Below are 26,441 nucleotides of genomic sequence, written 5' to 3'. Positions count from 1 at the left end.
AGACTGTGAGAGTTGTTCCATAAGTTTCAGGGGGTTATATGAGTCTTGCAAAGAATGTCCTCGCTATGTTGTTGGTCACCGGGTCGTTATGGGGATGTTCCCTGTCCCAGGAGCGGGCGACGGGAAAAACCATGAACCTGGCAGGGAGTCAGTGGCAGGTCGAGGAAATTGACGGCGACCCGGTGGCAGAAGACAGCGATGTCACCATCGCCTTTACTGACGAAGGGCGGGTTTCCGGAAGTGCCTCCTGCAACCGCTACCAGGGTGGCTGGGATGCCAATGGCACCCAGCTTGAACTCTCTCGCATGGCGGCCACCCGCATGGCGTGCCCTGAACCTCTGATGCAGCAGGAAAACCGGTTTTTGAAGCTGCTGGGGGATGTACGGCATTATCAGTTCGAGCCTGACGGCCGATTGGTGCTTGAAACGGCCGATGGAACAAAAATGACTGCGGTACCACAGCCCAGCGGTCAGGAGTAATCCGCTTCGCTGGTTGTCTGAGACACGTCGACGGTTGTTTTCCGGGATGCAAGGTTCCCGCGCCCGCAATGATGGTTAATCGGGCCGGGAATCTCTAAACTAGCGACCTGTAGTGTGGAACAACAGAGGATGTGTTCATGTTTTTGCGACGAGTATTGCCGTTGTCCGTCGTGGCGCTGACGGGCCTCACCCTGGCAGCCTGTGCCTCCCATCCACAAACCGAGGGCTTGTCCGATTTTGGCCAATATCGCTGCGGCCAGCTGGATGTCCGGATGACCAGCTCTGAAGGCAGTGATCTGGTGGGGCTGGAGTACCTGAACAAGCGGGTACTTCTGAAGCCGGCAGTGGCCGCCTCCGGTGCGCTCTATAAGGCGCCGGGCGACCCGGATACGAGTTTCTGGGGTAAGGGAGAGCGGGGCACACTGACATTGCGCGGGCAGGTCTATCCCGAGTGCCTGGAGCCGGGGGCCATCGAAAGTTCGTTTCATGCCATCGGTACCGAGCCCTTCTGGTCGGTGCAGATTGAGCAGAACCAGATGACCCTGAGCCGTCCTTACGATCAGCAGCTCAGCGAGCAGATTGTGCTGAATGAAACATTGGCCAACCGGCACGGGCGAACCTACGAGGCACGGTTCGACGGTCAGGCAATGGAATTCCGTATAGCCCACCAGCTGTGCGAGGACGACATGGCCGGGGCCCAGTATCCGGCGCAGGTTCGGTTGACTCTGGACGGTGAAACCTTCATGGGCTGCGGTGGTGACCGGGAACGTTTGTTCCGCGGTGCGGAATGGGTTGTTGAGGATCTTGCAGGCAGCGGGATCATCGACCGGTCCCGGATCACGATCGAGTTTCTTGACGAGGGGCGGGTTGCGGGCCGGGCCTCCTGTAACCGCTATTCCGGCGGTTTCCGGCTGACCGGAGAAGGCCTGAGCTTTACGCCGCCGGCCACCACACTGATGGCCTGCGCGCCGGCATTGATGAACCAGGAACAGCGGTTTCTTGACCTGATGTCAGAGGTGGTCGATGGCCGAATTGGCCGCCACGGCGAGCTGCTGTTGCGGACCGCGTCCGGTGACACTATTACCGCCTATAAGTCCGGGTCAGAGAGCCTGTAAGCCGACAGGATGGCGGCGAGCCTGCCATTGGCCGTCAGCCGGGCGAGGCCGCTGTCCAACAGGTTTGCCAGTTCGGCTGCGTCAGGGTTTTCCGGCGGGAAGGCAATAAACAGGGGGGCCTCGTAGGCCAGCCCCGCGTTTCTGGGGGCGGCAATGGACGTGTTTTGAGCCAGGAACCAGGACATCACGGCGCTGTCTTCAACAAACACGTCGGTGCGTTCGCGTTCCAGAAGCTGGAGGGCTCGGGCCAGTGGTGCCGGGCCAGACAGAATCCAGATCCGCTCGGAATCATCCGTGTATTCGCTGATATAGTGGTCAAGTTCCGGAGAGTAGGCGTACCCGTTAATCACCAGTAATGTCTTGCCCTGCAGGGAGTCAATGCCGTCATACTCCCATTGACTTTGCGGGTGGGTATATAGCGTAATTCGGGCTTCGCCAAGGCTGGTCTCGGGGAAGATGAAGTCCGGTGCATCGCCTTTCAGCGCGCCAACCACTCCGTCAATCAATTGCTCCCGTGCCAGCTGCAGCGAGCGTGCCCAGCCGAAATTCTGGTAATCGAATTCGTAGCCCGCCTCCGCGAAGATCTCCCTGGCAATATCCACCATGTAGCCCTCCTGCAGCGCGCCTGCCAGGCAGTTGTGGGGGCACCATGGGTCCGCGGCGAGTATCACGCGCCGAATGGCGGCACCGGCGGCTGTCGCCTGCTCGGGAGCGGCACTGGAAAGGTCGGCCTGGTTCGGAGCGTCGGTTTCTGGTGAATCCGTTGGCGCCTGGTCAGAACAGGCCGAGAGCAGGAAAAACGCAGAGAGCAACAGGGTTCTGAACATGGAAAGTTAAACCGCCATCAGTATCGGGGCAGATACTTTAATCATATCGCTTCCTGAATAGTTTGTATTGCATATTTGGGGCTGTAACGCTGTCAATCTATTGCAGCATTCCGCAGGTAAACTCCGGGGCTCAGCGACCAGAGATTGCACCATGACCGAACTACGGGCACTGACTCCCCACAGCGTCATTCCGGCTGAGCAGGCCAGCCGGGATCGTCATCAAAAACGACTGCTCAGAACCTTTCTGCCGGAGCTGGTACAGCTGGAGCGACAGTTGGCCGAAGCACCGGATTTCGTCAGCACTCAGGTGGCTGGCCGAGTGGCTGTTGGTCCCATGGGGTTGCCGATCTATCGGGTGGACCTTGGCACGCCCGCGACGGATGTTCCGGTGGTACTGATTGTGGGTGGGGTGCATGGGCTGGAACGTATTGGCAGCCAGGTGGTGATGGCCTGGCTGGATTCCCTGTTGGCTCGCCTGGGTTGGGACCAGCATCTCAAGGCCCTGCTTGAGAAAGTCCACATTACCCTGGTACCGATTGTGAACCCCGGTGGCATGTATCTGAACCAGCGCAGCAACCCCAGCGGAGTGGATCTGATGCGCAACGCGCCCATTACCGCGCAGGATGGCAGTGCCTTTTTACTGGGCGGCCAGCAATGGTCGTCTCGATTACCCTGGTATCGGGGCCGGCCAGAACAGGGGATGGAAGTGGAGAATCAGGTGCTGGAAGCGGTGATTCAGGACCTGTTGCCAAACCGACCTTTCAGTCTGGCACTGGATTGCCATTCCGGTTTTGGCTGGCAGGACCAGATCTGGTTTCCTTATGCCTATCGCCGCCGCCCGATGCGACGTATTGATTCGGTTATGGCGCTTAAACTGATCTGGGAGCAGGCCTACCCCAATCACAACTACCGGTTTGAGCCCCAGTCTGCCCACTACCTGACCCATGGCGATCTGTGGGACTATTTCTACAAACAGGTAAACCGGGAAAACAGCGGTGTGTTTCTACCCCTGACCCTGGAAATGGGGTCTTGGCGCTGGATACGCAAACGCCCACGGCAACTGTTCCGGCTGGATGGATTTTTCAACCCGCTGGTGCCGCACCGGCATCAGCGCGTACTGCGCAGCCATCTGACCTGGATGGACTTTCTGATCAGTGCGGCGGCCAGTCACCTGAACTGGTTGCCCACCGGTGAGCAGCAGTCCATGCTGAGAGAAGCGGCCATCATGCACTGGTACAGGGATACCCGATGATATGCACTGGATACTGCTCAGGGGTTTGACGCGTGAACACGGTCACTGGGGCCCCTTTGTCGAGCAATTGCGGACGGCAATGCCGAATGACCAGGTGCATCTAGTGGATCTGCCCGGTACCGGTATTCACTATCGGGACGACAGCCCCGGCACCATTGCCGGTATCCGTCAGAAGGTGCTTGAGCAGGTTGGTCATATCCCGCGCCCGTTCTCCATCGTGGCGTTGTCCATGGGCGGAATGGTGGCGCTGGATTGGGCGCAGCATGCTGAGCCCGGTGAACTGCAGCATCTGGTTCTGATCAACACCAGTTCAGGCTTCAGCCCGCCCTGGCGCAGGATGCGGCCGGGCACCTGGCCCCGGGTACTTCGATTGCTGGCCAGGCGGGAGCTGTTCCACCGGGAGCGGGATATCCTTGAGCTGACCTCCAACCGCGAGGTGCCGTTGTCTCTCTGCAAAGCCTGGTACAGCATTCAGCGTCAGCGCCCGGTGTCGTTCCACAATGCGATACGGCAGTTGGCAGCAGCAGCCCGCTATAAGCCTCAAACCAGGGCACCGATGGCCGATGCCTTGCTGTTGGCCAGCAAAGGGGACCGGATTGTGCACTGGCAGTGCAGTGCGGAGCTGGAAAAGCGCTGGTGCTGGACCCTGAAACTGCATCCGGATGCGGGTCACGACCTGCCACTGGACGAGCCAGCCTGGGTTATCCGGCAGATTCGGGAATGGTTGCCGGGCCAGTAGCAGTTGCTTGACGCAACCGTTTTTTCCGTTCACTCTCAAGGCCTTGATGTCAGATCAACGGAGCCAATAACAATATGAAAATCTTTGAGACCAAGTCTGCCCCCAATCCTCGTCGCGTGCGCATATTCATGGCGGAGAAGGGCCTTCTGGACAAGGCCGAGTTTGTACAGGTGGATATCGAAAAAGGCGAGAACCTGACACCGGAATACGTAGCCCGCAACCCGATGAAGAAAGTGCCGGTCATGGAATTGGACGATGGCACCTGTATTGCGGAAACCATGGCCATTTGCCGTTACTTTGAAGAAGCCTATCCGGACACGCCAAAACTGCTGGGGCAAACCCCGGTCGAAAAAGCGCTGGTGGAGCAATGGCTGCGCTGGCTGGAATTCTATTTCTTCATGCCCACCGGTATGTGCTTCCAGCACACCACCGGATACTTCAAGGACCGGATGAACCCGATCAAAGAGTGGGGCGAGGAATGCGGGAAGGGTGTTGAGAAATTCATGCACTTCCTGGACAAGCATCTGGACGGCAAAGAGTACATCTGCTGCGACCGCTTTACCGCCGCAGACATCAATGCCTTCACCACCATCGCCTTTGCCCGGGTGGTGAATATCCGCATCAAGCCGGAACAGGCCAACCTGCAAGCCTGGTATGACCGGGTCAAGGCCCGGCCCTCCGCCCAGGTATGAACCAACAGTAAAGGTAATCATGAGCCAGAAACTGGATTGCACCCTGAGCGCCATTGATCAAGCTAACCTGGCCGATCCGAATCGGGAGTTGTTAGAGGGAGAAACACTGCCCAGGGAATATGCCTACAGCCTGCACATGACGCGTTGGCTGTTCGCGCTGGAACCGGCGCCTTCCGAGCGTATGCAGATTGCCTGCCGGGCCCAGCATATCGAGCGCTGGACCATGCCCCGAAGTGATTACGGGGAGGGCCGGCAAAATTACTATCAGTGGCGCCAGGCCTGTGGCCGCATGCATGGCCGGCGGGCCGCGGAGATCATGGCCGAATGTGGCTACCCGCCGGAGGAATGCGAACGGGTGGAGCTGATTCTGACCAAGCGCAAGCTGCGGGAGGATGAAGACACTCAATTACTGGAAGACGTGGCGTGCATGGTGTTTCTGGAACGCTATTTTGCGCAGTTCTTCGAGGAAAAGCCGGACTACGACAAAGAGAAGTGGCTGCGCATCGTGCGCCGAACCTGGGGCAAGATGACACCCCGGGGCCACGAGGCGGCCCTGAATTTGGCCGGCAAACTGCCAGACCACCTTCAGTCACTGCTAAAGGAGGCCCTGGCCGAATGACGCCAGCTGCGGGTGCGGTTCAGAACCTGATAGGCTGGCTTGCTTCCATCTGCTCACCCTCCTGATCCTGCCAAACCAGCTTCAGTTCGCCTTCTTCTTCCGGCGTCAGCTGGAACTGGAGGTAGGGGTTAGCGGAGGTACCCGTGAAAAAGCGGGCGGTCAGTACCGGCTCGTCGTTCAGGGTGGCGGTCAGCGATTCAACCAGCTGCTGTTCAATGCTGTCATCGGCCTGGCCATCCGGCCGCAGTCCGGTTTCCATTGGATGATTGATCAGCGACCTGACCGTCACCGGCCGGCTCTTGCGAACACTGCCGGCCAGCGCCAGGCGTGGATTGGCCATGGCAATGGCAGACGCATCGCCGCCGCCCACCAGGCAGCCACTGACCGTCACTCTTACATCCCGGGTTGTGAGAAAGGCGCGATCCTGGTTGGTGATGGTCAGGGCCACCACCTGCTGGGTTTCACTCAGGCGAATTCGGGTGGCAATGTTGGCGGGTGAAGCCAGCGCGCTCAGGGTAATATCGGCCACCTCGGGGCGGGGATTGCCGGGCGCAAACAGGCGGACCTTTTCGATGTGTTCGCCATCTTCCAGGCTGCCGGTAAACGACACGGACAACGCAACGCTGCTGCCGTCTTCCGCCACCAGGGGAAGCTCAAGGCTCAGGCCTTCCAGTTCAGGTACCCGGTTGTCGAGTGCCTGGGTCACGGCTTCTACCCTTTGCCATCGCTGATCCGCGGTGGCGGTACTCATAACGAACATCAGGGCAAGAGCGGCGAGCAGGGAGCGGAATATCATGACGACCTCGAATCAAACAGAACCATTGGCCGTGGGCTCAGTGGCTGGCAGAACTGCCGACACTGAAGCGCAGCGCCAAGCGTGAGCCTGCTACTATACCGGCAAGGGCCAGAAAACTGGAAATTGCCAGGGTGGAAAAGCCACTGAGGCCCTGGCCCAGTGTGCAGCCTATCGACATAATGCCGCCCACGCCCATCAGGAAACCACCAATAATGGCACGGCCGTTGTGGCCCGGGCTGGTGAAGCTTTGCCAGACGAACTCCCGGGTGAGCAGCGCCACCAGAAAGCTGCCCGCCACAATGCCCGCCACCACGGTAACCCCGAAGCGCAGTGATGTGCCGGTGGAGAGCATCAGGTACTGCAGGCTGTCGCCAACCGGTGCGACAAAGGTGAGAGACGCCAGCCGAACCGGGTCAAAGTCGTCTGCGCCCAGCACCCCGGTGATCCACCAGCCGGCGGCAACCAGAAGCCCGATCAGCAGCCCACCCAGCCAGTCCCGGGGCGAGGTTCGGAATGCCCGGGAAGACAGCGCCCAGGCAGTCAGCGCCAGAGAAAGCAGGCCCGCCAGAACCAGGCGACCGGTCTCTGTGTCGAGCCCCAGGGGCGCCGTCACAAGGGTTAGATCGGTGGCAGGAAGGGTAGGGCGGTACAGATCTTCCATCCATAACCGGAATTCAGCCAGCACGCCGGACATGGTCATATAGGCAGCAATGCCAAGCACCAGCAATACCAATAGCGACCGCAGATTGCCGGTGCCCAGTAACACCAGCGAACGGGCGCCACAGGCATTGGCCAGGGCCATGCCATAGCCAAACAGCAAGCCGCCGACAATCAGCGCGACCACCGGCAGGCTGCCAGGGTGGTAGGGGGTACGGGTGAGGTTGATGCCGGCCTGCCAGGCCAGCCACTGGCTGCTGATTAATGCCACCGCCATGGCCAGGGCAAAGGCCCTGAGCCGGCGGCTGTCGTTCTGCTGCCAACGATTAAACAGGCCCCGCAGCAGGCAGAACCGGCTCCACTGGGCGATCATGCCGTACACTACGCCAAGCAGGGCGCCGGCCCAAAGCACGGCGCTCAGGTGGTCTGAGAACAGGTTGCCCATCGTCCCGGCCTAGCGGCGCGTGCCCCAGGTGTCCTGGGTGATGGCGCTGTACCAGCCGGAGGCGTAATCGGCTTCCAGTTTGCGGAAGGTGGCATTGGCATCGCTGGGGCTTACGCCGCCGGAGGACTCGTGAATCAGGCCTTCCTGAATCCGGTACACCGCAGCCACGGAAATGCCGTATTCCGGGTTGATCAGGCTGTAACAGGTATTGGCCCAGGACGGCTCCAGCGGCCGCTGACCTTCCAGGGCGGCAATGATGGCCGCGGCGGCCACCTTGCCCTGGGCGTTGGCAGCAAAGCCGGACTTTGGCATCGGGGCGGCAATGGTGGCGTCGCCCACCACGTAGATATCTTTTACCTGGGTGGATTCGAAGGTAACCGGGTCCACCGGCACCCAGCCGGACTCATTGGTTACGCCCGCCCGGTCAGCAATAAAGCCGGCCTTCTGGGGTGGCACCACGTTCAGCACTGAGGCCTTGTGAATGGTGCCGAATTCGGTTTCCACTTCCCGCTTGCCGGCATCAACACGAACCACCTTGCCGTCGCCAGACAGCCCGACCCACTCAATGCGGTCGCCGTGCACGTCTTTCCAGCCCTGCATGAACAGGCCCTGCTTGGAGAAGTTGTCCTTGGCATCCAGGATCAGCACCTTTGAGCGGGGTTTGTGCTGGCTCAGGTAATGGGCTACCAGGCTGGCGCGCTCATAGGGTCCTGGCGGACACCGAAACGGGTTGGCGGGGGCGGTCAGTACGAACACTCCACCATCATCCATGGCTTCGATCTGGCGGCGCAGCAATCGGGTCTGGTCGCCAGCCTTCCAGGCATGGGGCGCCTGTTCTGCAGCAGCCTGGTCATAGCCTTCGATGGCGTTCCAGCGGATATCAATGCCCGGTGATAACAGCAGTTTCTCATAACGGATACTGCTGCCATCGCCGAGGCTGACCGTGCGGGAAACCGGGTCAACATCCTGGGCGGTGGTGTGTACTACCCGGACACCCAGCTCACGCAGCTCGTTGTAGTTGTGGCTGATGCTGTCCATGGTGCGCATGCCCGCCAGTACCAGATTCGAGAACGGGCAGGTGTAGAACACCTTGTTGGGTTCAACCAGGGTAACGTCCAGATCCGGTGCGTTTCGCTTCAGGTACTTGGCGGCGGTGGCGCCACCAAAGCCGCCACCCACCACCACGACCCGTGCCGACAGATCTTTGCTGGCGGGCCCGCCAAGGCTGCTGCAGGCGCCCAGCAGAGGCAAGGCAGAGGCTGCGCCCATCAACTTGAGCAGATCACGACGGGACGAGTTCAGGCCCTGATTCTTGATGTTTGATTTGGTCATGGTCTCGATTCTTCTGTCGTGGTGATAATCAGCGCTGCTGGGCGGAGCCGATGCGCGAGAAATACTGGGCCAGGGCTTTCAGCTCGTCATCGGAATAGCCTTTGGCAATCCGCGGCATGACGGTGGCCCGGGTGGAGTCGCTGTGCTTGAACTCCATCAGCTGGTTTTCAAGCGCCGTGGCGGGCCGGTTGGCGATGGCCGGGATAACGCCGGCCAGCTTGCCATCGGTACCGTGGCAGTTGGCGCAGGAAGCGGCGAGCAGCGCGGTTTGCGCGGCGTTTGCCTGGTCGTCAGCCAGCGCCGGCAAGGCCGGCAGCAGCAAGGCAAAGGTCAGAGCGAATCTTGTTTTCATGGAGTGGTCTGCCCGGATTAACTGGATGATAGAACAGCTAATTTACTGGGCCAGACCTCGGGTAGGCCAATAATATGGCGGTATATGATATTCGCTTTGGTTATTAGAATTCCTGGTTATTTCGGGTTCTCGGGAATAAGTCTCAACGTTGGTAGTCGTGTGATTGATAAATGATAATCAACTGCATATGATAAGGTGAATTGATAAGTTAAGGTTGCCCGGTAATGTCCTCTGGTACCCAGTCCCGCCCAAGAGTCCTGATTGTTGAAGACGACCAGACCCTGAGCGATCAGCTATCAGGGCTGCTGACCAGCAAGGGGTATCAGGTTCAACAGTGCTTTGAGGGCGACCAGGCCCTGCTTGACGCGCTCAGCCTGCGGCTGGACCTGATCCTGCTGGATGTGTTGTTGCCCAGGATGAACGGGTTTGATGTCCTGGAGCGCCTGCGAAAGACCCGCCAGACGCCGGTCATGATGTTGACCGCCTGTGGCGCGGAGGAGGAGCGTATCCTAGGTTACCAGCAGGGTGCGGACGATTATCTGCCCAAGCCGTTCAGCTTTACCGAATTGCTGCTCAGGATCGAAGCACTGCTCCGGCGCACCCTCAAGGCAGGCGACCAGCGTGCCGACCCCACGGAACTGGTGGTTGGTAATCTGACGCTCAATCGCGCAAGTCTGTCGGTGGTTTGCAACGGCGAGGCAATTTGCCTGACGCCCATCCAGTTTCGACTGCTTTGGATGCTGGTTCTGCACCAGTCGGAGACTCTCAGCAAACCCTATCTGTACCAGGTGGTGCTGGAAAAGGAGTTCAGCCGTTACGACCGGAGTCTGGATATGCATTTGAGCCGGGTGCGCCGCAAGCTGGTTGAGGCCGGCATGGCGGCGGACCGCCTGCAGACTGTCCATGGCCGGGGGTACTGTTTTCTGTGAGCCGCAAACTCTGGTGGCGCCTTTGCGGCACCCTGGCCCTGGGTACGCTAGTGCTGGTCTGGGTGATCTCCTTTCTGGGGGCCACCACCGAACAACAGATGAGTTTTATCGCCAAGCACCATCAGGACACTCTGAAGCAATGGGGTCGAACGGCCGAGCGGCTATACCTATCCGGCGATGAACGGGCGCTGGCAGACTGGCTGGAGAACCTTCAGGTGCAGGAGGATACCTGGGCGGCGGTGGTGCGGTCGTCGGTGCAGCCCCTGGCTGGAAGTGAGTTGTCCGGGCAGTTTATGGAAGGCTTTCGTCTTGGCCGGAACGTAGAGTGGAAAATCCATCTCTACTTCGCGGACAACCCGATCATGGACATGACCTTTGCCGATGGCCATACCCATTTTCTGATTACCCTGCCGCAACGGATGCGCCCGGGCACCTACCTGCCGGAGATGAAGCTGTTCCTGAAAGTGGCCTTGCCGTTAGTGGTGCTGTTGGTGCTGTCACTGGTCATTTACCGGCATGTGATGAATCCCATCCGGCAATTGGAACTGGCTACCCGTCAGTTCAGTGAAGGTAATCTGGGAACCCGGGTGCGTGCCCTGCTGGGCAATCGTAACGATGAACTCACCGCCCTGGCAGATACCTTTGACCGTATGGCGGAGCGTATTGGCGATCTGATCCTGTCCCAGCGCCGTCTGATTGCTGACCTCTCTCACGAGTTGCGAACCCCGTTGACCCGGATCGATATGGCCGTCAGTTGCGTTGAGGAAGGCATTGATACTCATCATTTCCTGCCGCGTATCCGGCGGGAGTGTGATCTGATGCGGGCGTTGGTGGAAGATACCCTGACCCTGGCCTGGCTCGAGAACGAACAGCCGGACCTGGGCAACGAAGACCTGAACCTGACCGACCTTGTGGACACCATCGTTGAGGATGCCCGCTACGAGAACCCCAGCCGCAGGATTGTGACCGAATTGCCTGATCAGGCCATGCTGGCGGGGAGCAGTCACCGGGCCATAGCCCAGGCTGTTGAGAATGTCGTGCGCAATGCCTGTCACTACACCCCGGCGGAGGGCTGTATCCGGATCGTGCTGGAGCCCCAGGACAACGGATACCGGCTGTCGGTCGGCGACCAGGGGCCGGGCGTGCCGGCCGAGCAGCTTGAGCTGATCTTCAAGCCATTCTTTCGGGCCTCCCGCACGGGTCAGTCCGGACCTGGCGGGCATGGACTGGGGCTATCCCTGGCTCGTCGTCAGGTTGAGGCCATTGGTGGCTGGATTCAGGCCCGGAATCGGCCCGGCCGGGGGCTTCAAATGGATCTGTGGTTTCCTGCGTCACGTTTGTAACAAATGTAAAAGTCGTTCACTTCCTCGATTTTCTAATCGAGAATGCGCCCCAAATAGGAATCATTTTCAGTATTGGAGCGCAGTACCCATGGCAAATCTAGGAACTGAATCTCGAGTGGGTGGTTTTCGTCGCAACGCCTTGTGGCTTGCCCTGGCCGCATCCCCCCTGGCCCATGCAGACCCGGTGTCCCTGGAGGCGATACAGGTGACCGCTGAGCGGGAAGCTGCCAGCGATATCGTCATTGACCGGCAGAACCTGGATCGTTACCAGGCGGATGATCTGAACGATGTGTTTGCCGGGCGCCCGGATGTCAATGTGGGTGGTTCGAACAGCATTGCCCAGAAAGTCTACGTGCGAGGCTTTGAAGATCCCCTGCTGAACGTGTCGGTGGATGGCGCCACCCAGGCCGGGGCGCTGTTTCATCATTCCGGTCGTCTGTCGGTGGAGCCTGAGCTGCTCAAGCAGGTTGAGGTCAACGCCGGTGCCGGTCGGGCCACGGATGGTGCGGGTGCCCTGGGTGGTTCAATCCGTTTCGTGACCCGGGATCCGGAAGACCTGTTGCGACCGGGAGAAAACGCTGGCGCCCTGGTCAAGCTGGGTTCTTTCTCCAACACCGACGGCTACAAGGCAAGCGGAACAGCCTTTGGCCGGCTGAGCGATAACTGGAGCACCCTGGTGTCTGTCAGCCAGAGTGATCACGAGCCCTTCAAGGATGGGAATGGTGAGCGTGTTGCCGGCAGTGATGCCCGCCAACAGCTTGGCTTTGCCAAACTGGTAGGCCAGTTGCCGGCCGATCAGACCCTGAAACTCAGTCACGAAGTCCGCACCGACAAGGGCGAACGGCCCCAGCGCCCACAGTGGATCGTTAGTGGTTTCAATCGCCTGTACGACCTTGATGGCCGCCGGGATACCACCACACTGAATTACGGATATGCACCCTCCGGCAATGCCCTGGTGGATTTGGAAGCAACCGTTTACCACACCGAGTCCGACATCGAGCAGAACGTTGAGGACCGCTGGGGTCGCTACTTCGGGTTCAGCAAGAACACCGGCGGCGACCTACGCAATACCAGCCGTTTCGGCGAGCACAGCCTCACCTACGGCGTGGACTATCGGGAAGACAAGGTCAATGCCGGCTACGAGGACGACAAGAAGGCCGAACAGCAGACCGGTGAAGTGCTGGGTATCTACCTCCAGGGTGATGTATGGCTCACCAGCCGTCTGCTGTTCAGTGCCGGTGCCCGCTATGATGACTACCGGCTCAAGGACAACAATGACCAGCGCTTCAGTGAGGATGAGGTCAGTCCGAACGCCAACCTGGCCTGGGAGGTGGTCGACGGTTTGACCCTGAAGGCCGGCTATGCCGAGGCATTTCGTGGGCCCACCACCCAGGACTCCTTCAAACTGGAAGGCTCGGAAAACGATCCCGACCTGAAGGGGGAAAAGGCCCGCAATACCGAAGTTGGTTTCGACTACCGCTATGACCGCTTCCGCCTGTCTGCGGAGGTGTACCGTTCCGAGATCAAGGATGCGATTGCCGACCCGCTGCTGCCTTTCCGGGAGTCCATCTACAAGAACATCGGTGACCTGGAGTCTGATGGTTACCTGATTTCAACCGGTTACCAGTGGCAGGCGCTGTCCGCCGGGCTCAGTTTCCACAGCAACGATGCCGAAGTGGATGGCCAGCCGTTGACCGTTTACGAGCATAACCTGCTTGGCAACACCATGGGCGACACCTGGATTGCTGATTTGGCCTACCGCTGGGACCGCAACCTGGAGTTTGGCTGGCAGGGCCGGTTCGTCAAGGGTATTGATGGCCTGGAAACCTCTGTGGGTACCATCGACAAGCCCGGCTACGGCGTACACGACGTGTTTGTTCACTGGCTGCCTACCGGCAGTGAAGATCTGAGACTGACCCTCACGGTCAAGAATGTGGGTGACAAGCAGTACCTGGATCATGCCAGTAACGCCGATTACCAGCATATCGAGGACTACGAAGGCATTGTTGGTATGCCCGAACCCGGTCGTGACATTCGCCTTGGCCTGGCCATGCGGTTCTGAGGTCGCTGATGGCATTGTCACAGTTTGTCGCCGCCCTGCTGGGCGGCGTTCTTCTGATCCAGGCAGGCGTGGTCCAGGCGGCGAGAACCGTCACGGACCTGGCCGACCGGCAGGTGACCATTCCCGAGACCGTGGACCGGGTGATACTGGGTGAGAGCCGCTATATACCGGCGCTGGCCATTCTGGACGGCGATGCAACGATTGATCGCCTGGCCGGCATATTGCCGGATTTCGAACAGACCGACCCCGGTGGTTATGCCCAGTATCTGGAACGCTTTCCCGCATTGGCGGAGGTGCCCAAGGTGGGGCATGCATCTGCCGACAGTTTCAGTCTGGAATCGGTGCTGGCCATCGGGGCCGACCTGGCCATCTTCAGCCTGGAGGGCCATGGTCCCGGAGCCCACAACAGGGCGTTGATTGAGCGCCTTGAGCGGGCTGGCGTGGCGGTCGTGTTTGTCGATTTCCGGCAGCAGCCCCTGGTCAATACACCCCGAAGTATGGCCCTGCTGGGAGATGTGCTTGGCCGAGAGCAGGAGGCGCAGAGGTTCAACCGTTTCTACCGGGAGGAGCTTGCACGGGTCAGTGAGGTGGTATCTGACATCCCTCCGGACAACCGGCCCAGGGTGTTTCTCCACAGCCGGTTAGGCCTGCATGACAGCTGCTGCGAAACCATGGTCCGGGGAATGATGGGGCGCTTCATTGACGCAGCGGGCGGGCGCAATGTGGCGGCAGACCGGGTGCCCGGGGTTTCCGGTGTGATGAATCTGGAGTACCTGCTCAGTGACCCTCCCGATCGCTACCTGGCCACGGCCATTGGTTCGCGCAAGTACCAGGTGTCCGATGCCGATCAGCCCTATGTGATGCTGGGGGCAGGTGTTGATGGGCCGATGGCCCGCGAGTCGTTCCGGCGAGCGACGGATCGGCCCGGGCTTCGGGCCCTGGAGCCAATCCGGGAGCTGCGGGCCATGGCGATCTGGCATCACTTCTATAACACACCGATGAACGTAGTTGCGGTTCAGGCGCTGGCTCGCTGGCTGCACCCGGAGGCGCTGCCTGAACTGGACCCGGAGCAAACCCTGGAAACCTTTTATCGGGAGTTTCAACCGGTGCCCCTGGATGGTCGTTACTGGATCACGCTTGGCGAGGAAACGCTATGACGTCGCCGAGTGCAGGCGCTGCCGCCAACCGGGCAGGCACACCGGCGGATGGCGGGCTGGCGAGCCAGTACCGCCGTTTTGTGTTCCGGCGGGTACTGTGTCTGGCTGGTCTGGTGACTGCGGCGGTGGCTGCATTGCTGGTAGACATCGCCTCGGGGCCGGCCATGCTGGGTTTGCTGGACGTGATTCGCGGGCTGTTGAATCCTGAAAGCCTTGATGCCGGCACCCGGGTGATCATTCAGGACATCCGGGTGCCCTACGCGTTGATGGCGGTGGTGGTGGGCGCCTGCCTGGGCCTGGCCGGGGCCGAGATGCAGACAGTACTGAACAACCCCTTGGCCAGCCCGTTTACCCTGGGCGTCGGCGCGGCTGCCACCCTGGGGGCATCGCTGGTGATCGCCTTCAATATCTCGGTATTGGGGCTGGCGGCCCATGTGCTGTTGCCTCTGTCGGCCTTTGTGTTCGCTGCGGCCGCCTCGCTACTGATTCTGGTGCTGTCACGCAGCCTGGGCGCTTCGGTGCATGCGGTGGTGCTGTTCGGTATTGCCCTGTTATTCGGTATCAACGCGGTGGTGGGCCTGATCCAGTTTATGGCCGATGCCGAGTCGGTCCAGCAGATTGTGTTCTGGACCATGGGCAGCCTGGCCAGGGCCAGTATGGACAAAGTGGCTATCGTGGCCCTGGTGCTGGCGGTGTGCCTGCCGTTTTCCCTTCGTAATGCCTGGGCCATGACCCTGCTGCGCAGTGGTGAAGAGCAGGCCCGCAGTCTGGGCATCCGGGTGGAGCGCATGCGCCTGGTGGTGCTGATGCGGGTGAGCCTGTTGACGGCGGCGGCCATGTGTTTCGTTGGGGAAATCGGTTTTATCGGCCTGGTGGCACCCCACATTGCCCGCTTGATGCTGGGGGAAGATCACCGTTTCCTGCTGCCGGGCAGCGCCCTGGCCGGGGCCGTCCTGCTGTCGTTGTCATCCATCGCCAGCAAGCTGCTGGTGCCGGGAGTGGTATTGCCTGTGGGTATTGTGACCGCACTGGTGGGTATCCCGCTGTTCATCACCCTGATTATTGGCCGCAGCAGGAGGGCCGCGTTGTGACCCTGAAGCTGCAATCCGTGACCGCCGGCTACCGGAATCGATCCGTCTTCACCGGCCTTACCCTGCCGGAGATACCCGCAGGCTCACTGGTGGCCGTGGTCGGCCCTAATGCTGTGGGTAAGTCCACGCTGCTGAAATCCATCGCCGGCCTGCTGCCGATTGCCGGCACCATGACCTTTGCCGGGGAGAATCTGGCGGCGATTACTGCCCACCAGCGCATTCGTCGTGTCGGCTACCTGCCCCAACCACTGCCCCAGGCCATTCCCCTGGTGGCCTACGAAACTGTGTTCAGCGCCTGCCGCTCTGCCCGCGGCGACTGGTCCCGGGAAGAGACCGAGCTGGCGATCGAAGAAATTTTCGACACCCTGGGTATCCGGCAACTGGCGCTTCGGCGACTGTCGGAAATGTCTGGTGGTCAGCGCCAGATGGTAGGGCTGGCTCAGGTACTGGTACGCCAGACGCCATTGATGCTGCTGGATGAGCCTACCAGCGCCCTGGACCTGCACTGGCAGCTCAACGTACTCAATGCGGTGCGTGACGCCACCAGCCGGACCGGCTCGATTGCCCTGGTGGCCAGCCATGATCTCAATCTGGCCCTGCGCTATTGCGACCAGGTTCTGGTGTTGTCTCCCGGCGGCCAGGCCGTGCTGGGCTCACCGGCACAGGTACTGACGCCGGAGCTGCTGGCCGAAACCTATGGTATCGAAGCCAGAATCGAACAGTGCTCTCGTGGACACCCCATCGTGCTGGCGGATCGTCCGCTATCCGCCAGTGTTAATTGACCCACTGATGTCTAGGAATCTGCCATGCTAACCATGAACGCCCAAGTGGCCACCACCGATCCCGGTCGCCTGATCAATCGCCTGTGCAAACACTTTCGCCACAAGATTGAGGCTGAGTGGACCGGGACCGATGGCAGGCTGACTTTCTCCATCGGTGAATGCCGGCTCGAAGCAGCAGACGGTAAGTTGCTTATGCGGTGCCAGTCACCCACCGAGACGGAGCTGGAGGCGCTGGGCCAGGTGGTAGCTTCCCACCTCATCCGCTTTGCCGGCGATGAGGTGGATAAGGTTCACTGGCAGGCCGCCAGCGACTGAGGTTGATCGCCGGTTTCCGGAACCCGCAGCCTTAGCTGGCGAAGGTCGCTGGATAGCACCCGATAGCTGTCCGGGCCGAACCATTCCAGGGAGATGTCCAGAGGGGCCGGGTTGGCCAGCGACTGTTGCCAGTTTGCCAGCGTGTCCAGCAGTGGTCGGTAATCACAGGCGCCCTCCATCACCGGCACCATGCCTTGCCTTGAGCCTGCCGGTGAGTACACATTGGCCGGGGCAAACACGCCAAGCTGATCCCGCTGGTGGATATTCTTGAAGTGAAAATGCCTGACCCAGGGCGCCATCTGTTGCAGGGCAAGCTGTGGGTCCGCACCGGCCTCCCAGACATGCAGGACATCGAAGTTGATGCCCAGCGCCGGATGGTCAATGTCTGCCAACATTTCCAGGGTAGAGTCAACCGTATCGGCCAGGGTGCCGGGGTGTGTTTCCACCACCAGGGTCAGGCCTTCGTCCGCGACGCAACGGGTGAGCGTCTGCAGGCGTCGGGTCAGTGCCTTGCGCTGCCCCCGGTCAAGCTCGGCGCTGCCCTGATGGCCGGCAAACGTTCGCACTTTGGGTGCCTGCCAGTGCCGGGCCAGTTGGCAGAGGTCGCGGGTGTAGCGGATGGCCTCCTGTTCACCACCCTCCAGTGGCAGATAGTCGCTGACCATGGGAATGCCCAGTCCCTGGCTTTTCAGCCAGCGGCCATCCAGCCCGGGTTGCTGTAACAGGTGCCGGGCATGCACGCCCCAGAGTTCAATGCCGTCGAAGCCGGTGGCCCCGGCCCAGGTGGCCAGTTCCGGTAACGACACCAACTGGTGGCGGAATGAGATGGTACACAGGTGGAAGCGGATCATGGCAATACCTCCAGGTCGGACATCCGGGTGTCGGCGGTGGCGCCGGTGAGGTCGGGGTGTTGCTGCTGCCATTCCTGGAACAGCCCCTGCAGGCTGTCCTTGATGGCGAACTCCCGCCGATCCTGCTCGTCCAGCAGCTGCTCGACCCCGGCCAGCAGGGCAGGGTTGCCTGACATCACCAGTTTCAGCGCCCGGTACTGGATTTGGGTGTAGGTTTTCACCAGCCGGTCAATGTCCTCGCACAGGGCCTCGAACCACGGATCGCCCTCGGCGGTGCGGCCCTGATCCTCCAGAAGCCAGGCAAAGGCGTGCTCGTAGGCGTACTTGCGAATCGCCATCACCGGAATCTCCCGAAATGCCCGGGGCAGGTTCGCCAGTGGTTGTCTGGCATCGGGCCCGGTATGGGCGCGCAGAATCTGCCGCAGGGCATCGGTAAACGGATTGGTATCCGCTTTCATGCACTGGGCAAAGTAGGCGGCAACCGTTTCCGCGGGCGTATGCCGGATTTCCAGACCGTCGAAACAGAAACCACCGGCAGCGGCCGGGGATCGGACCGATTCCAGAATCCGGGCTTTGGGCAGCACACCCTCCCAGCGAAAATCCGGGTCCGACATGAACCACTGCTCCGGGTCGTCCGTGGCTTCCAGCATCACGTAGTGGGGAAACGGGTTCTGGTGAAACTTGTTCTCCCGTTCCGGCAACCGGTAAAGGTCCAGCATGACCATGACCTGACGATCGGCAGGGCGCGTTTCCACCAGTTCAATCAGCCGGTCGATGTTGGCCTCTTTCGATTGCTGGTGGTTGTACCAGGGCTCAATGGTGACGCCATACAGCAGCCGGTACCACTCCCGGAACTGGTCGTGGCGGGTATGGGGCGAGTGGTAAGACAGAACCTGCTCCTCACTGACCGAGAAGTCCGCATCCCAGACGCCAAAGTAGAAGGGGCGGTGGTCCACACCCGGTGTGCGTTTGATGATCTCGCAGACACAGCTGACAAAACAATGCACTTTGATCACAGGGAAACCTCCGGATTGCCGGTGGCGACCAATAGCGCTTCCAGATCCTCAACGGTCTCGAGCTGATGGGTCAGCAGCGCTTCCTCCGGAACATGCAGGCTGTGCTCAAGTTCCAGGTGCACAATCAGTTGCAGCAGCATGATGGAATCAATCGCCAGGTCGGCGTTGAGGCGGGCCTTGGCCGAAAACACCGATAGCCGGGCGTCAGGTAGATGGTTTCGAATCACCGTTTCAATGGCGCTTCGGGTCAGGTTGGTTTTGCTCATGCCAGGACCTCCCGCTGACCCTTGTCAGCGAGGGATTCGCTTAACAGCCGGCGGCTGACCTTGCCGTTCGGGAGCCGGCTGATGCTTTCCACCTGTTCGATCAGTGACGGCACCTGGTGCGGTGACAGTCGGTCGCGGCTCCATTGTCGAAGCTGGTCGGTGTCGATGTCTGAATCCGCCACGAAACGCAGGCAAACCCGCTCACCGGCAAAGGCATCGGGTTGCTTGAAAGCCACCGCCTCGCGAATTCCTGGGTAGCCAAGGAACACGTCTTCCACCGCGCCCGGGTAGACGTTAATGCCGGCGACATTAATGGTGTCATCGGTGCGGGCCAGGAAGTGCAGCTGGCCCCGGTGGTCGAAATAGCCCAGATCCTTACTGTGAATGCGCTGTCCGGTGGCTTTTACCGTGATCAGGATTTCATCCGGTTGCCCGGCGGAGGCACCGGCCTGCACCGACAGGTGAGGCAGCGGGTGGCCCAGCAGGCCCGGCTCAGTCACGTCCGCGCTCACAGCCACGCATCCGGCTTCAGAGCATCCATACTGCTGGCACAGCCGCAGACAGCGGTCCCTAAGCTGAGTCAGCACCGGCGCGGGTAAAGGAGCCCCGGAAAGCATGACAGCATGCAGCATTTCCTGTTCCGGCAGCATCCTCATCAGCAGGCTAATCAGGGTGGGTGAGGCATAGAGCAGGTGCTCAGGCACCGCACGCAGTCGGGCAATAATGAATCGTGGGTTCAGATTGGTGACCACATGGGGTGCGATGCCCCGCTCCCGGGCAGCCAGCACACCGCAGATCAGACCGTAGGAGTGGGTGACCGGACAGGCGACCACCGGCGTTAAGGCCCGGGCCTCAGTAAAATGGGCGACATAGGCGACCAGTTCCCGGTCTATGTCGCGCCAGGGCCGGGCGATGGTCTTGGCCTTACCCGTGGTGCCGGAGCTGAGCTGAATCAGCTCACCACCCTCGGCCGAAGCCGTCCGTGTCACCCCGCCAAGAGTTTCCGGCGTTACCTCCTGCAGTTGCTCGCCGAACAGCAGGTAGCTGCAGCCGGTGTCCTCGGCCAGGGCTTTGGCAGCAGGGTAGGGTGTGCCGGGGTGAATGGGCAGTACACTGGCGCCAAGGGGCTTCAGCCAGAGGCACAGGGCCAGCCAGTGGGCGGTGTCTTGCAGGCAGACCGCAAATCGGCAACCGACCGGCGACTGGAACTCGGGCCGCTCCGCCAGGCCCCGGACAATATGATCACAGTCGGCCTGGCTGTAGGGGGTGTTGTCGACGTAAAACAAAGGTGCAGTCACGGTAACCTCTCGTGATGGTGATCGGTAGGGGGCATCGATGTGGAATCCGGGCCCGAAGCCAGGGGGTTGGTTACCCGGAGGCAATGGCTTTGGTTGTCTGGCTGCAGCTTGCGGCGCAGCAGGGATTCGGTCTGAAGTGTTGACTGGTCCCAGGCCAGCCTGTGCAAGCGGGAGGTCAGATACGGGTGTTGCCGTGCGTAATCGGTCAGGATCGTCCTGACCCGGTCCCAGAAGCGGGTTTCGTTAAATCCGTAGGCCTCATCCAGCAGCAGCGCCAGCTCACTCAGATTGAAGATAAACAGGGTATCCATGACCAGTTCCCGCAGGGCTTCCGGGCCGCTCATACGGTAGTACTGGTCGTCTAGTGCCTGATCGTAGAGCGCCTGTCGCGGGCCAAAGTCTGGTTCAGGAGTGGCCGGGGGCAGGTAGTCACGGGCGTACTCGACGCTGTCGTGGAAATCCCGAAGCATCAGCGCCCTGGGCCAGCCGTCGCGCACCACCAGCAGACTGTTCTGGGCATGGGCCTCGAGGCTGACACCGTGGGCCGCCAGCATATGCCAGACCGGCAGGATGACGGCTTTGAGCGTGGCTTCCAGCCAGGGGCCCAGGCCGTAGTGCTCTACCCACGGGTGGATGAACGGCATGCCGTCAGGTTGCCACTGGAACAGGGCGTTCAGGGGGATGGCCTGCTCACCGTCATTAAGCCGGGAGCTGATGCTGGCACGCCAGATGGCGGCCAGTTCTCCTTCAAGCCCTGCACTGCCTGTGCCCCGGTCACGCCCAGTGTTAACGCCCAGGCTGGCATATTCGGGCAGCAGGCGGAGAGGGTAGGCAGCGTCGAATTGCGAGTCAGCGGCCAAAATCGCTTCAAGCCAGCGGCTGATGGCCGGCGCTGAAGGCACCGAGTGGGGTTCCAGGTGCCTGCGGGACGAGGTGTTATGGATGCCTAGTGGCAGTTTGATGCAGGCGTTCGCCGGCCGGCTGACGTTGAACAGGGACCGCAGTGACTGCCCCGGCCGGTAACGGTCTCCCAGGGGCCCCAGGCTTCTGATGCCCAGTGCGGAGAGCCGGGAGGCCTGGGGCCCCTGGCAGAGTTGCTGCCATTGCCAGGGGTGGGTTGGCAAGGCACCGCAGTGTTGCCAGTCAACGCCCGCCCGGTGGAATGCGGCCCGCAGCAGATAGGCCTGTTCCCGACCGAGTTCCGACTGCCAGAACGCAAGGTCCGGAGCCAGCAACTGCGAATCCAGATAGCGTCGGGGAACCGCCACCCAATGGAGACGGAACCCGATGCTGGTTTCCGGGCTATAGCGCACCAGGTCATCGCCCTGGAATCCCAGTCGGCTCTTGTAACAGGGGTGGTAGGGGTGACCCTCGTGCAATGCACAGTCCAGCGCTTCGCCGTGCAGGGCCCGCCGTTCCCGCGGGCCACGGGCCCGATACAGGGCGTCGAGTCTTTCGGTGTTTCCGATGGTGGCGACAAGTTCTTTTAACAGCGCTTGCTGCTGCGTGCTCGTGGCCGGCAACTGGCCGACCAGCCTGGCCAGCGACGTTGAGGTTGATGGTTGTTCCTGCCCCAGGGTCAGGGTGCTCATATCCAGCCGCAACCGGCCAAAGCCACGAACCCGAGCGCGGCAGCGCCCGGGCAGGCTGCCGATCCGGAACGACAGCCATTGCCAGCCGGAGCGGTTGTCATTGCATGGGCGGTAGGGGATCAAACGCTCAAACAGCAGGGCTTCCAGCAGTTGCCGGAGCACGCGCTGTGTTGGCGACTCGGTCAGGGAGATGACCGGGCTTAGCCCTGTCATCGGTGACGGTGTTTGCTCACGCAGCGCCATGATCTGCCCCAACAGCCTGAACAGGAAAACTTGGCTGCGGCGCTGCGTGCGCCAGACCGCGAAGAGGATTGGCAATACTGGTGTACACCGCCATTTCCAGCTCGGCATTCAGCTCATCAACATCGTGTACTCGAGTCAGCAGGTTGCCCTTGTACGGCAGGCGACTGTCCTCGAGCAGGAGATTGACCAGTGCCCGGGCCGGGCCATGGAGCCGGGTGCGTTCGGAGCGGAGAAACTGCCGGAACTGCCGGATCAACACCGATTCCGGAATCAGGCCGTCCAGGCCGAACCGGGCGATCACGGAGAACACCTGGTTGACGATCAGGTAGTAGCAGAAGCGGTCCCGGATCATGGCATCCCGGTAGAACAGTTCCGGGGTTTCCGACAGGTCCGGGCACTGCTCTGTCAGTTGTTTGCGAAACGTTTCCGAAAGGTAGTAACCCTGATTGTCCCGGTAGTAATAGCAGCGAGGATAGCCACCACCAATATCCAGCAGGCTGTTCTGCTGGTGTGCCTCCAGGGCAATACCGTGGTCGTTATAAAGCCGGAGCGCCGGGCCAATGGCGCAGGCAAGATAGTGCTGGAACCAGTCCAGAGTGACCGCGGCCATGCTTCGACTCTCGTTCAAAGCCAGGCCCTCGATCAGATCCATTAACCGGGAATTACGGCCGGGCATTGGATCCTGGGTCAGAGCGGCCATGCTGATCACACCCTGGTCCTGGCCTGGAGTGAAGGGATTGTTCCGGAAAATGACTTCAAAGCCGCTCTCGGCCTGCCCGGGTAGGGAAACCGTCAGATAGGCCGGGTCCTGCAGGATGCGGAAGCCGGGCTCAGACTCCGCGAACCCGGTCTGTCGGATCAGTCTGGACATCACCACACCCGCTTTCAGCTCGTGAGCCTTGTTGACCCGGAGCGAGTTGGTCACTTTCACCGGAATGGAAAACTTCAACATCCATTCTGCCTGTTCACTGTAAACCGTGCGCACGGAAGACGTGGCAGAGAACTCCGGCCCCAGAGCGCCGAGCGGATGGATCAGCCCCTGCTCGATGGCGACCAGCACCGACGGCTGTGCAAGTAACCACTGCGCTTGAAGTGGGTGTGCCGGAACCAGAGTATGATTGTCTGGCAGGTTCAGGGAGGCATGGCCACTGTTCAAAAGGGTTTCCGCCATGGTGCTGGCGGGCAATGGACCGTCCGAGTCTTGCTCCACGTAGTCTTGATGGACCAGAAAATAATGAAGCCGGAATCGCCCGCTCAGCTCGGGCGCATAAGCCGTTTGCTGCCATTCCGACATGCCCTGGCGGCTTTTGGGGGTGGGGTGAGTGGCGTGGCCAAACAACAACGACTGTTCTGAATCGATGAATCGGTTGGTCAAAAGCCGGGGGTCGTGGCGGCGCTGTTCCAGGTAACGGGTCATCACCCCGTAGCTGTCTGTTAGTCGGTGCAGGAACTCCAGTTCCCGGAGTTTACGAAGCTCCGGAACCATACCGCCGGAAAGTGCATAGAGCTCGCGTACCAGAAGACACATAGCCTGGAACGGTTCGATGTCTGACCAGCAATGACGACCGTTTAGCCACTGGCGCACCTTGCCATAGCGGTGCCGGCCGACGGGGGAACGGTAAAGTATATCGACAGCAAGCCGGGCCCGCTGGGTGTTCAGGGGCAGTTCGCACACCCATGAGCCGGAGAAACAGCTGCCGGGGTCATGAAGGCGTTGGCTGGCGGCCAGCCAGTGGCCGGGATCAATTTCCTGAAGGTAGCCATGCAGGAAGGCCTGAAAACTTGCCTGTTCGGCAATCGCCCGGGCAGACGGTCCCATGTCGACACTCCGATTCCAGAATTTGGAGTAAATCTAAATGAGAATCGAGTGCAGGTGAAATATTTTTACATTTTTTACATTTGGTTTGGTGCGTTGATCACCCTCTGAGGACGGAAACGCAAAAACAGCGCCACGGCCAGCCCGAACGTGAGCCATTCGGCAAGGGGCAGTGCCACCAGTAGCGGCCACTGTGGCGCGAACTGGGCAATGCCTATCAGTAACAGCGCAGGAAGAATCAGGCTTCGGGAAAAGGCCACCAGGGCGGAGGGGATGGGTTTGTGCATGGCGGTCAGGTAAACCGACAACAGTACGTTAATACCGTTGACCAGGAATAACGGCCAGAGGATGGTCAGGAACCGGTCGGCCAGTTCGGCGGTGGCGGGGTCTGCGGCGGTGTCGAGAAACAGCCGGACCACCTGGTTTCCGAACAGCCAGACCGTGGCCACCAGCGCCAGTGCCAGGCTCAGGATGACGGTTGCCCCACAGCCCATAAAGCGCCGGATACGCTCGGCGTTGCCGGCCCCCAGGTTGTGGCTGATCAGCACATGCATGGCATCTGAAATGCCGTAGAACACCATCAGGCTCAGGAAAATCAGATAGTTCACGACGGTGAAGGCGGCTACCCCGGCCACACCCTGAGTGGTCATCAGCAGCCAGTTGATCAGCAGCATGACCAGCCCCACCGAGAGCTCGTTGATCCACTCCGAAACGCCATTGGCAAATGCCTGGGGCACTTCCCGCCAGTGTTTTTGATAAAGCCCGAAGCGCAGCTTGCGCTCCGGCTTGAGAAAATAACGGGCCAGAACGCCGAACTGCAGCACCTGGGCCAGGCCAGTTGCGATGGCGGCGCCACGCAAACCGTAATCCAGATAGCCCACCAACAGGGCGTCCAGCAGGATATTGGCGGCGGCCCCCGTTACCAGGGCCGTGGTTGCCAGCCCGGGGAAACCGTCCACCCGCACGAAGTAATACAACACCATGGTGACAAGCTGAGCCACCAGCACCCAGATGATCACCAGAAAATACTCGGACATCAGCGGGTAGATGTCCGGGGAGGCCCCCAGCACTCGATAGATCGCATCGTGGAACAACAACCCCGCCAGGGCCCCGGTTATGGCGAGGGCCAGCGTGGCCATCAGGCACTTGCTGAAGATCGCAGACGCGGCTTCCGTTCTGCCTTCGCCCAGATACCGGCCAGCCCGAACCGTACCACCAATGGCGAGGGCCAGTGCCATGCCAAACAGAAAGGTAAGCCAGGGAATCAGCAGGTTCAGCGCCGCCAGCGCCTCGGCCCCGGCAAAGTTGCCAATAAAAATGCCATCAACAATGTTGGCGGTGGTCAGCGCCAACAGCCCCGCCACCGAGGGCAGGGCATAGCGGAAAAACACCGGCCAGAAGGGGCCGGTCAGTATAGGGTTGTCGGATTCCTTACCGGTATCTGCGTCCATCGTTCGCTTGCCCGTTACCTCAGTGAATCAGCCAAACAGCTCCTGCAGTTTCTCACCTGGATCTGGCGCGCGCATGAACGACTCGCCCACCAGGAACCCGTAGATGCCCCGGCTGGTCATGGCGTCCACGTCGGCGCGGGTCATGATGCCGCTCTCGGTGATGGTCAGCCGGTCGTGGCCAATGCGCTGGTGCAGGTCAAACGTGGTGTCCAGCGACACCTCGAAGTTGTGCAGGTTGCGGTTATTGATGCCTACCAGCGGCGTGCTCAGGGTCAGGGCATCGTCCAGCTCCTCGCCGTCGTGCACTTCCACCAGAACATCCAGCCCAATCTCGTGGGCAATGCCTTCGAGTTCCTGCATCTGCGCTTTGGTCAGGCAGGCGGCGATCAGCAGGATGCAGTCAGCACCAATGGCGCGGCTCTCGTAGACCTGATACGGGTCCACCATGAAGTCCTTGCGGATCACTGGCAAGCTGCAAGCCGCGCGGGCGGCTTCAAGGTAGTCCTCGTGGCCCTGGAAGAAATCTTTGTCAGTAAGCACGGACAAGCAGGCTGCACCGCCTTTTTCGTAGCTTTCGGCAATGCGTTCCGGTTCAAAAGGGTCGCGCAGGATGCCTTTGCTGGGAGATGCCTTCTTGATTTCAGCGATCACGGCAGGCCGTTGTGCGTCGATCCGTTTCCGAAGGGCATTGGCGAAACCTCGGGCGGGCGCCTGATCACCGGCCATGGCTTTCAGATCGCTAATCGAAACCTTTGGTTTTCGTTCGTCTATTTCCTCCCATTTCCGGTCAACGATTTTCCGAAGAATAGTAGGAGTTTTGTCCAAATGTCTGTCAGTCATAGCAGGCCCGTATATGGTATGCGAGGCCGGCTGCGGGGAGGCTTTCCAAAACTCTCTGTAGCCAGGGATGGCTACAGCGAGTTT

The 26,441-nt window shown here is 60.6% G+C and carries 26 protein-coding genes; 13 read left to right on the top strand and 13 right to left on the bottom strand.

Features of this window, described 5'->3' with window-relative positions; genetic code table 11:
- Positions 1 to 38: 38 nt before the first annotated feature.
- Both ACNSOI_RS17695 and ACNSOI_RS17690 read left to right on the top strand, forming a co-directional pair.
- Entirely contained in the window at positions 39 to 479 is a 441-nt protein-coding gene (locus ACNSOI_RS17695; protein ID WP_138435899.1) for an META domain-containing protein, read from the top strand.
- A 137-nt stretch (positions 480 to 616) separates the two neighbouring features.
- Positions 617 to 1,594 carry an META domain-containing protein gene (locus ACNSOI_RS17690; protein WP_420194680.1) on the top strand — a complete coding sequence of 326 codons (978 nt, stop codon included), beginning with the start codon at positions 617 to 619 and terminating at the stop codon, positions 1,592 to 1,594.
- Here ACNSOI_RS17690 and ACNSOI_RS17685 read toward each other — a convergent pair.
- On the bottom strand, positions 1,567 to 2,421 hold the full coding sequence (locus ACNSOI_RS17685) for a substrate-binding periplasmic protein (RefSeq protein ID WP_138435897.1): 855 nt from the start codon (positions 2,419 to 2,421) through the stop codon (positions 1,567 to 1,569). The genes ACNSOI_RS17690 and ACNSOI_RS17685 overlap by 28 nt on opposite strands.
- A gap of 151 nt (positions 2,422 to 2,572) precedes the next feature.
- Between ACNSOI_RS17685 and ACNSOI_RS17680 the strand changes: the two genes are divergently transcribed.
- The 4 genes from ACNSOI_RS17680 (at position 2,573) to ACNSOI_RS17665 (ending at position 5,723) form a co-directional block, all read left to right on the top strand.
- Positions 2,573 to 3,673, top strand: coding sequence for a M14 family zinc carboxypeptidase (locus ACNSOI_RS17680; protein ID WP_420194679.1), 1,101 nt, complete (start codon positions 2,573 to 2,575; stop codon positions 3,671 to 3,673).
- A 1-nt stretch (position 3,674) separates the two neighbouring features.
- Positions 3,675 to 4,412: an alpha/beta fold hydrolase gene (locus ACNSOI_RS17675; RefSeq protein WP_420194678.1), complete on the top strand. Its 738-nt coding sequence runs from the start codon at positions 3,675 to 3,677 to the stop codon at positions 4,410 to 4,412.
- A 74-nt stretch (positions 4,413 to 4,486) separates the two neighbouring features.
- Positions 4,487 to 5,104, top strand: a complete 618-nt coding sequence (locus tag ACNSOI_RS17670; RefSeq protein ID WP_058091483.1) for a glutathione S-transferase family protein — start codon at positions 4,487 to 4,489, stop codon at positions 5,102 to 5,104.
- Between the two features lie 19 nt (positions 5,105 to 5,123).
- Positions 5,124 to 5,723, top strand: coding sequence for a DUF4202 domain-containing protein (locus ACNSOI_RS17665; RefSeq protein WP_374787437.1), 600 nt, complete (start codon positions 5,124 to 5,126; stop codon positions 5,721 to 5,723).
- Between the two features lie 19 nt (positions 5,724 to 5,742).
- Here ACNSOI_RS17665 and soxZ read toward each other — a convergent pair whose 3' ends face one another.
- The 4 genes from soxZ to ACNSOI_RS17645 are packed head-to-tail and all read right to left on the bottom strand — an operon-like array spanning position 5,743 to position 9,305.
- Positions 5,743 to 6,519: a thiosulfate oxidation carrier complex protein SoxZ gene (soxZ, locus tag ACNSOI_RS17660; protein ID WP_420194677.1), complete on the bottom strand. Its 777-nt coding sequence runs from the start codon at positions 6,517 to 6,519 to the stop codon at positions 5,743 to 5,745.
- A 37-nt stretch (positions 6,520 to 6,556) separates the two neighbouring features.
- On the bottom strand, positions 6,557 to 7,621 hold the full coding sequence (locus ACNSOI_RS17655; protein WP_319635379.1) for a YeeE/YedE family protein: 1,065 nt from the start codon (positions 7,619 to 7,621) through the stop codon (positions 6,557 to 6,559).
- A 9-nt stretch (positions 7,622 to 7,630) separates the two neighbouring features.
- On the bottom strand, positions 7,631 to 8,953 hold the full coding sequence (locus ACNSOI_RS17650) for an FCSD flavin-binding domain-containing protein (protein WP_286921048.1): 1,323 nt from the start codon (positions 8,951 to 8,953) through the stop codon (positions 7,631 to 7,633).
- A gap of 28 nt (positions 8,954 to 8,981) precedes the next feature.
- Complete coding sequence (locus tag ACNSOI_RS17645) at positions 8,982 to 9,305, bottom strand: c-type cytochrome (RefSeq protein ID WP_058091478.1); 324 nt, start codon at positions 9,303 to 9,305, stop codon at positions 8,982 to 8,984.
- 224 nt (positions 9,306 to 9,529) lie between these two features.
- Between ACNSOI_RS17645 and ACNSOI_RS17640 the strand changes: the two genes are divergently transcribed.
- The 7 genes from ACNSOI_RS17640 (at position 9,530) to ACNSOI_RS17610 (ending at position 16,984) form a co-directional block, all read left to right on the top strand.
- Positions 9,530 to 10,234: a response regulator transcription factor gene (locus ACNSOI_RS17640; protein WP_420194676.1), complete on the top strand. Its 705-nt coding sequence runs from the start codon at positions 9,530 to 9,532 to the stop codon at positions 10,232 to 10,234.
- The gene (locus tag ACNSOI_RS17635) at positions 10,231 to 11,577 is read left to right on the top strand and encodes a histidine kinase sensor domain-containing protein (protein WP_420194675.1); all 1,347 of its coding nucleotides are present in this window, start codon (positions 10,231 to 10,233) and stop codon (positions 11,575 to 11,577) included. Before ACNSOI_RS17640 ends, ACNSOI_RS17635 begins: the two co-directional genes overlap by 4 nt.
- Positions 11,578 to 11,665: 88 nt before the next feature.
- Entirely contained in the window at positions 11,666 to 13,639 is a 1,974-nt protein-coding gene (locus tag ACNSOI_RS17630; RefSeq protein ID WP_374787432.1) for a TonB-dependent receptor domain-containing protein, read from the top strand.
- An 8-nt stretch (positions 13,640 to 13,647) separates the two neighbouring features.
- The gene (locus tag ACNSOI_RS17625) at positions 13,648 to 14,796 is read left to right on the top strand and encodes an ABC transporter substrate-binding protein (RefSeq protein WP_420194674.1); all 1,149 of its coding nucleotides are present in this window, start codon (positions 13,648 to 13,650) and stop codon (positions 14,794 to 14,796) included.
- Positions 14,793 to 15,887, top strand: a complete 1,095-nt coding sequence (locus ACNSOI_RS17620; protein ID WP_106693945.1) for a FecCD family ABC transporter permease — start codon at positions 14,793 to 14,795, stop codon at positions 15,885 to 15,887. Before ACNSOI_RS17625 ends, ACNSOI_RS17620 begins: the two co-directional genes overlap by 4 nt.
- The gene (locus ACNSOI_RS17615; RefSeq protein ID WP_420194673.1) at positions 15,884 to 16,669 is read left to right on the top strand and encodes an ABC transporter ATP-binding protein; all 786 of its coding nucleotides are present in this window, start codon (positions 15,884 to 15,886) and stop codon (positions 16,667 to 16,669) included. The genes ACNSOI_RS17620 and ACNSOI_RS17615 overlap by 4 nt, the downstream gene beginning before the upstream one ends.
- Before the next feature lie 24 nt (positions 16,670 to 16,693).
- A complete protein-coding gene (locus tag ACNSOI_RS17610) occupies positions 16,694 to 16,984 on the top strand; it encodes a DUF2218 domain-containing protein (protein WP_420194672.1) in 291 nt (96 codons plus the stop codon).
- Here ACNSOI_RS17610 and ACNSOI_RS17605 read toward each other — a convergent pair.
- The 8 genes from ACNSOI_RS17605 to trpC form a co-directional block, all read right to left on the bottom strand.
- Positions 16,960 to 17,835 (bottom strand): sugar phosphate isomerase/epimerase family protein, encoded by an 876-nt coding sequence (locus tag ACNSOI_RS17605; RefSeq protein WP_138435885.1) that lies wholly within the window; start codon positions 17,833 to 17,835, stop codon positions 16,960 to 16,962. The two genes, ACNSOI_RS17610 and ACNSOI_RS17605, sit on opposite strands and share 25 nt — an antisense overlap.
- Positions 17,832 to 18,851 (bottom strand): DUF6005 family protein, encoded by a 1,020-nt coding sequence (locus tag ACNSOI_RS17600; RefSeq protein ID WP_061330789.1) that lies wholly within the window; start codon positions 18,849 to 18,851, stop codon positions 17,832 to 17,834. The genes ACNSOI_RS17605 and ACNSOI_RS17600 overlap by 4 nt, the downstream gene beginning before the upstream one ends.
- Positions 18,848 to 19,117 (bottom strand): phosphopantetheine-binding protein, encoded by a 270-nt coding sequence (locus tag ACNSOI_RS17595; protein WP_106693941.1) that lies wholly within the window; start codon positions 19,115 to 19,117, stop codon positions 18,848 to 18,850. Before ACNSOI_RS17595 ends, ACNSOI_RS17600 begins: the two co-directional genes overlap by 4 nt.
- On the bottom strand, positions 19,114 to 20,415 hold the full coding sequence (locus ACNSOI_RS17590; protein ID WP_420194671.1) for an AMP-binding protein: 1,302 nt from the start codon (positions 20,413 to 20,415) through the stop codon (positions 19,114 to 19,116). Before ACNSOI_RS17590 ends, ACNSOI_RS17595 begins: the two co-directional genes overlap by 4 nt.
- The gene (locus ACNSOI_RS17585; RefSeq protein WP_420194670.1) at positions 20,412 to 22,250 is read right to left on the bottom strand and encodes an IucA/IucC family protein; all 1,839 of its coding nucleotides are present in this window, start codon (positions 22,248 to 22,250) and stop codon (positions 20,412 to 20,414) included. Before ACNSOI_RS17585 ends, ACNSOI_RS17590 begins: the two co-directional genes overlap by 4 nt.
- Positions 22,237 to 24,069, bottom strand: a complete 1,833-nt coding sequence (locus ACNSOI_RS17580) for an IucA/IucC family protein (RefSeq protein WP_420194669.1) — start codon at positions 24,067 to 24,069, stop codon at positions 22,237 to 22,239. Before ACNSOI_RS17580 ends, ACNSOI_RS17585 begins: the two co-directional genes overlap by 14 nt.
- 74 nt (positions 24,070 to 24,143) lie before the next feature.
- Complete coding sequence (locus ACNSOI_RS17575; RefSeq protein WP_420194668.1) at positions 24,144 to 25,517, bottom strand: MATE family efflux transporter; 1,374 nt, start codon at positions 25,515 to 25,517, stop codon at positions 24,144 to 24,146.
- Positions 25,518 to 25,544: 27 nt separating this feature from the next.
- Positions 25,545 to 26,357 (bottom strand): indole-3-glycerol phosphate synthase TrpC, encoded by an 813-nt coding sequence (gene trpC, locus ACNSOI_RS17570; protein ID WP_420194667.1) that lies wholly within the window; start codon positions 26,355 to 26,357, stop codon positions 25,545 to 25,547.
- Between the last annotated feature and the right edge of the window lie 84 nt (positions 26,358 to 26,441).

Source organism: Marinobacter sp. GH_1, assembly GCF_048595985.1.
Taxonomy (GTDB): Bacteria; Pseudomonadota; Gammaproteobacteria; order Pseudomonadales; family Oleiphilaceae; genus Marinobacter; species Marinobacter shengliensis.
Note: the sequence above shows the minus strand (reverse complement) of the source record. Positions and strands in the feature narration are given on the sequence as shown.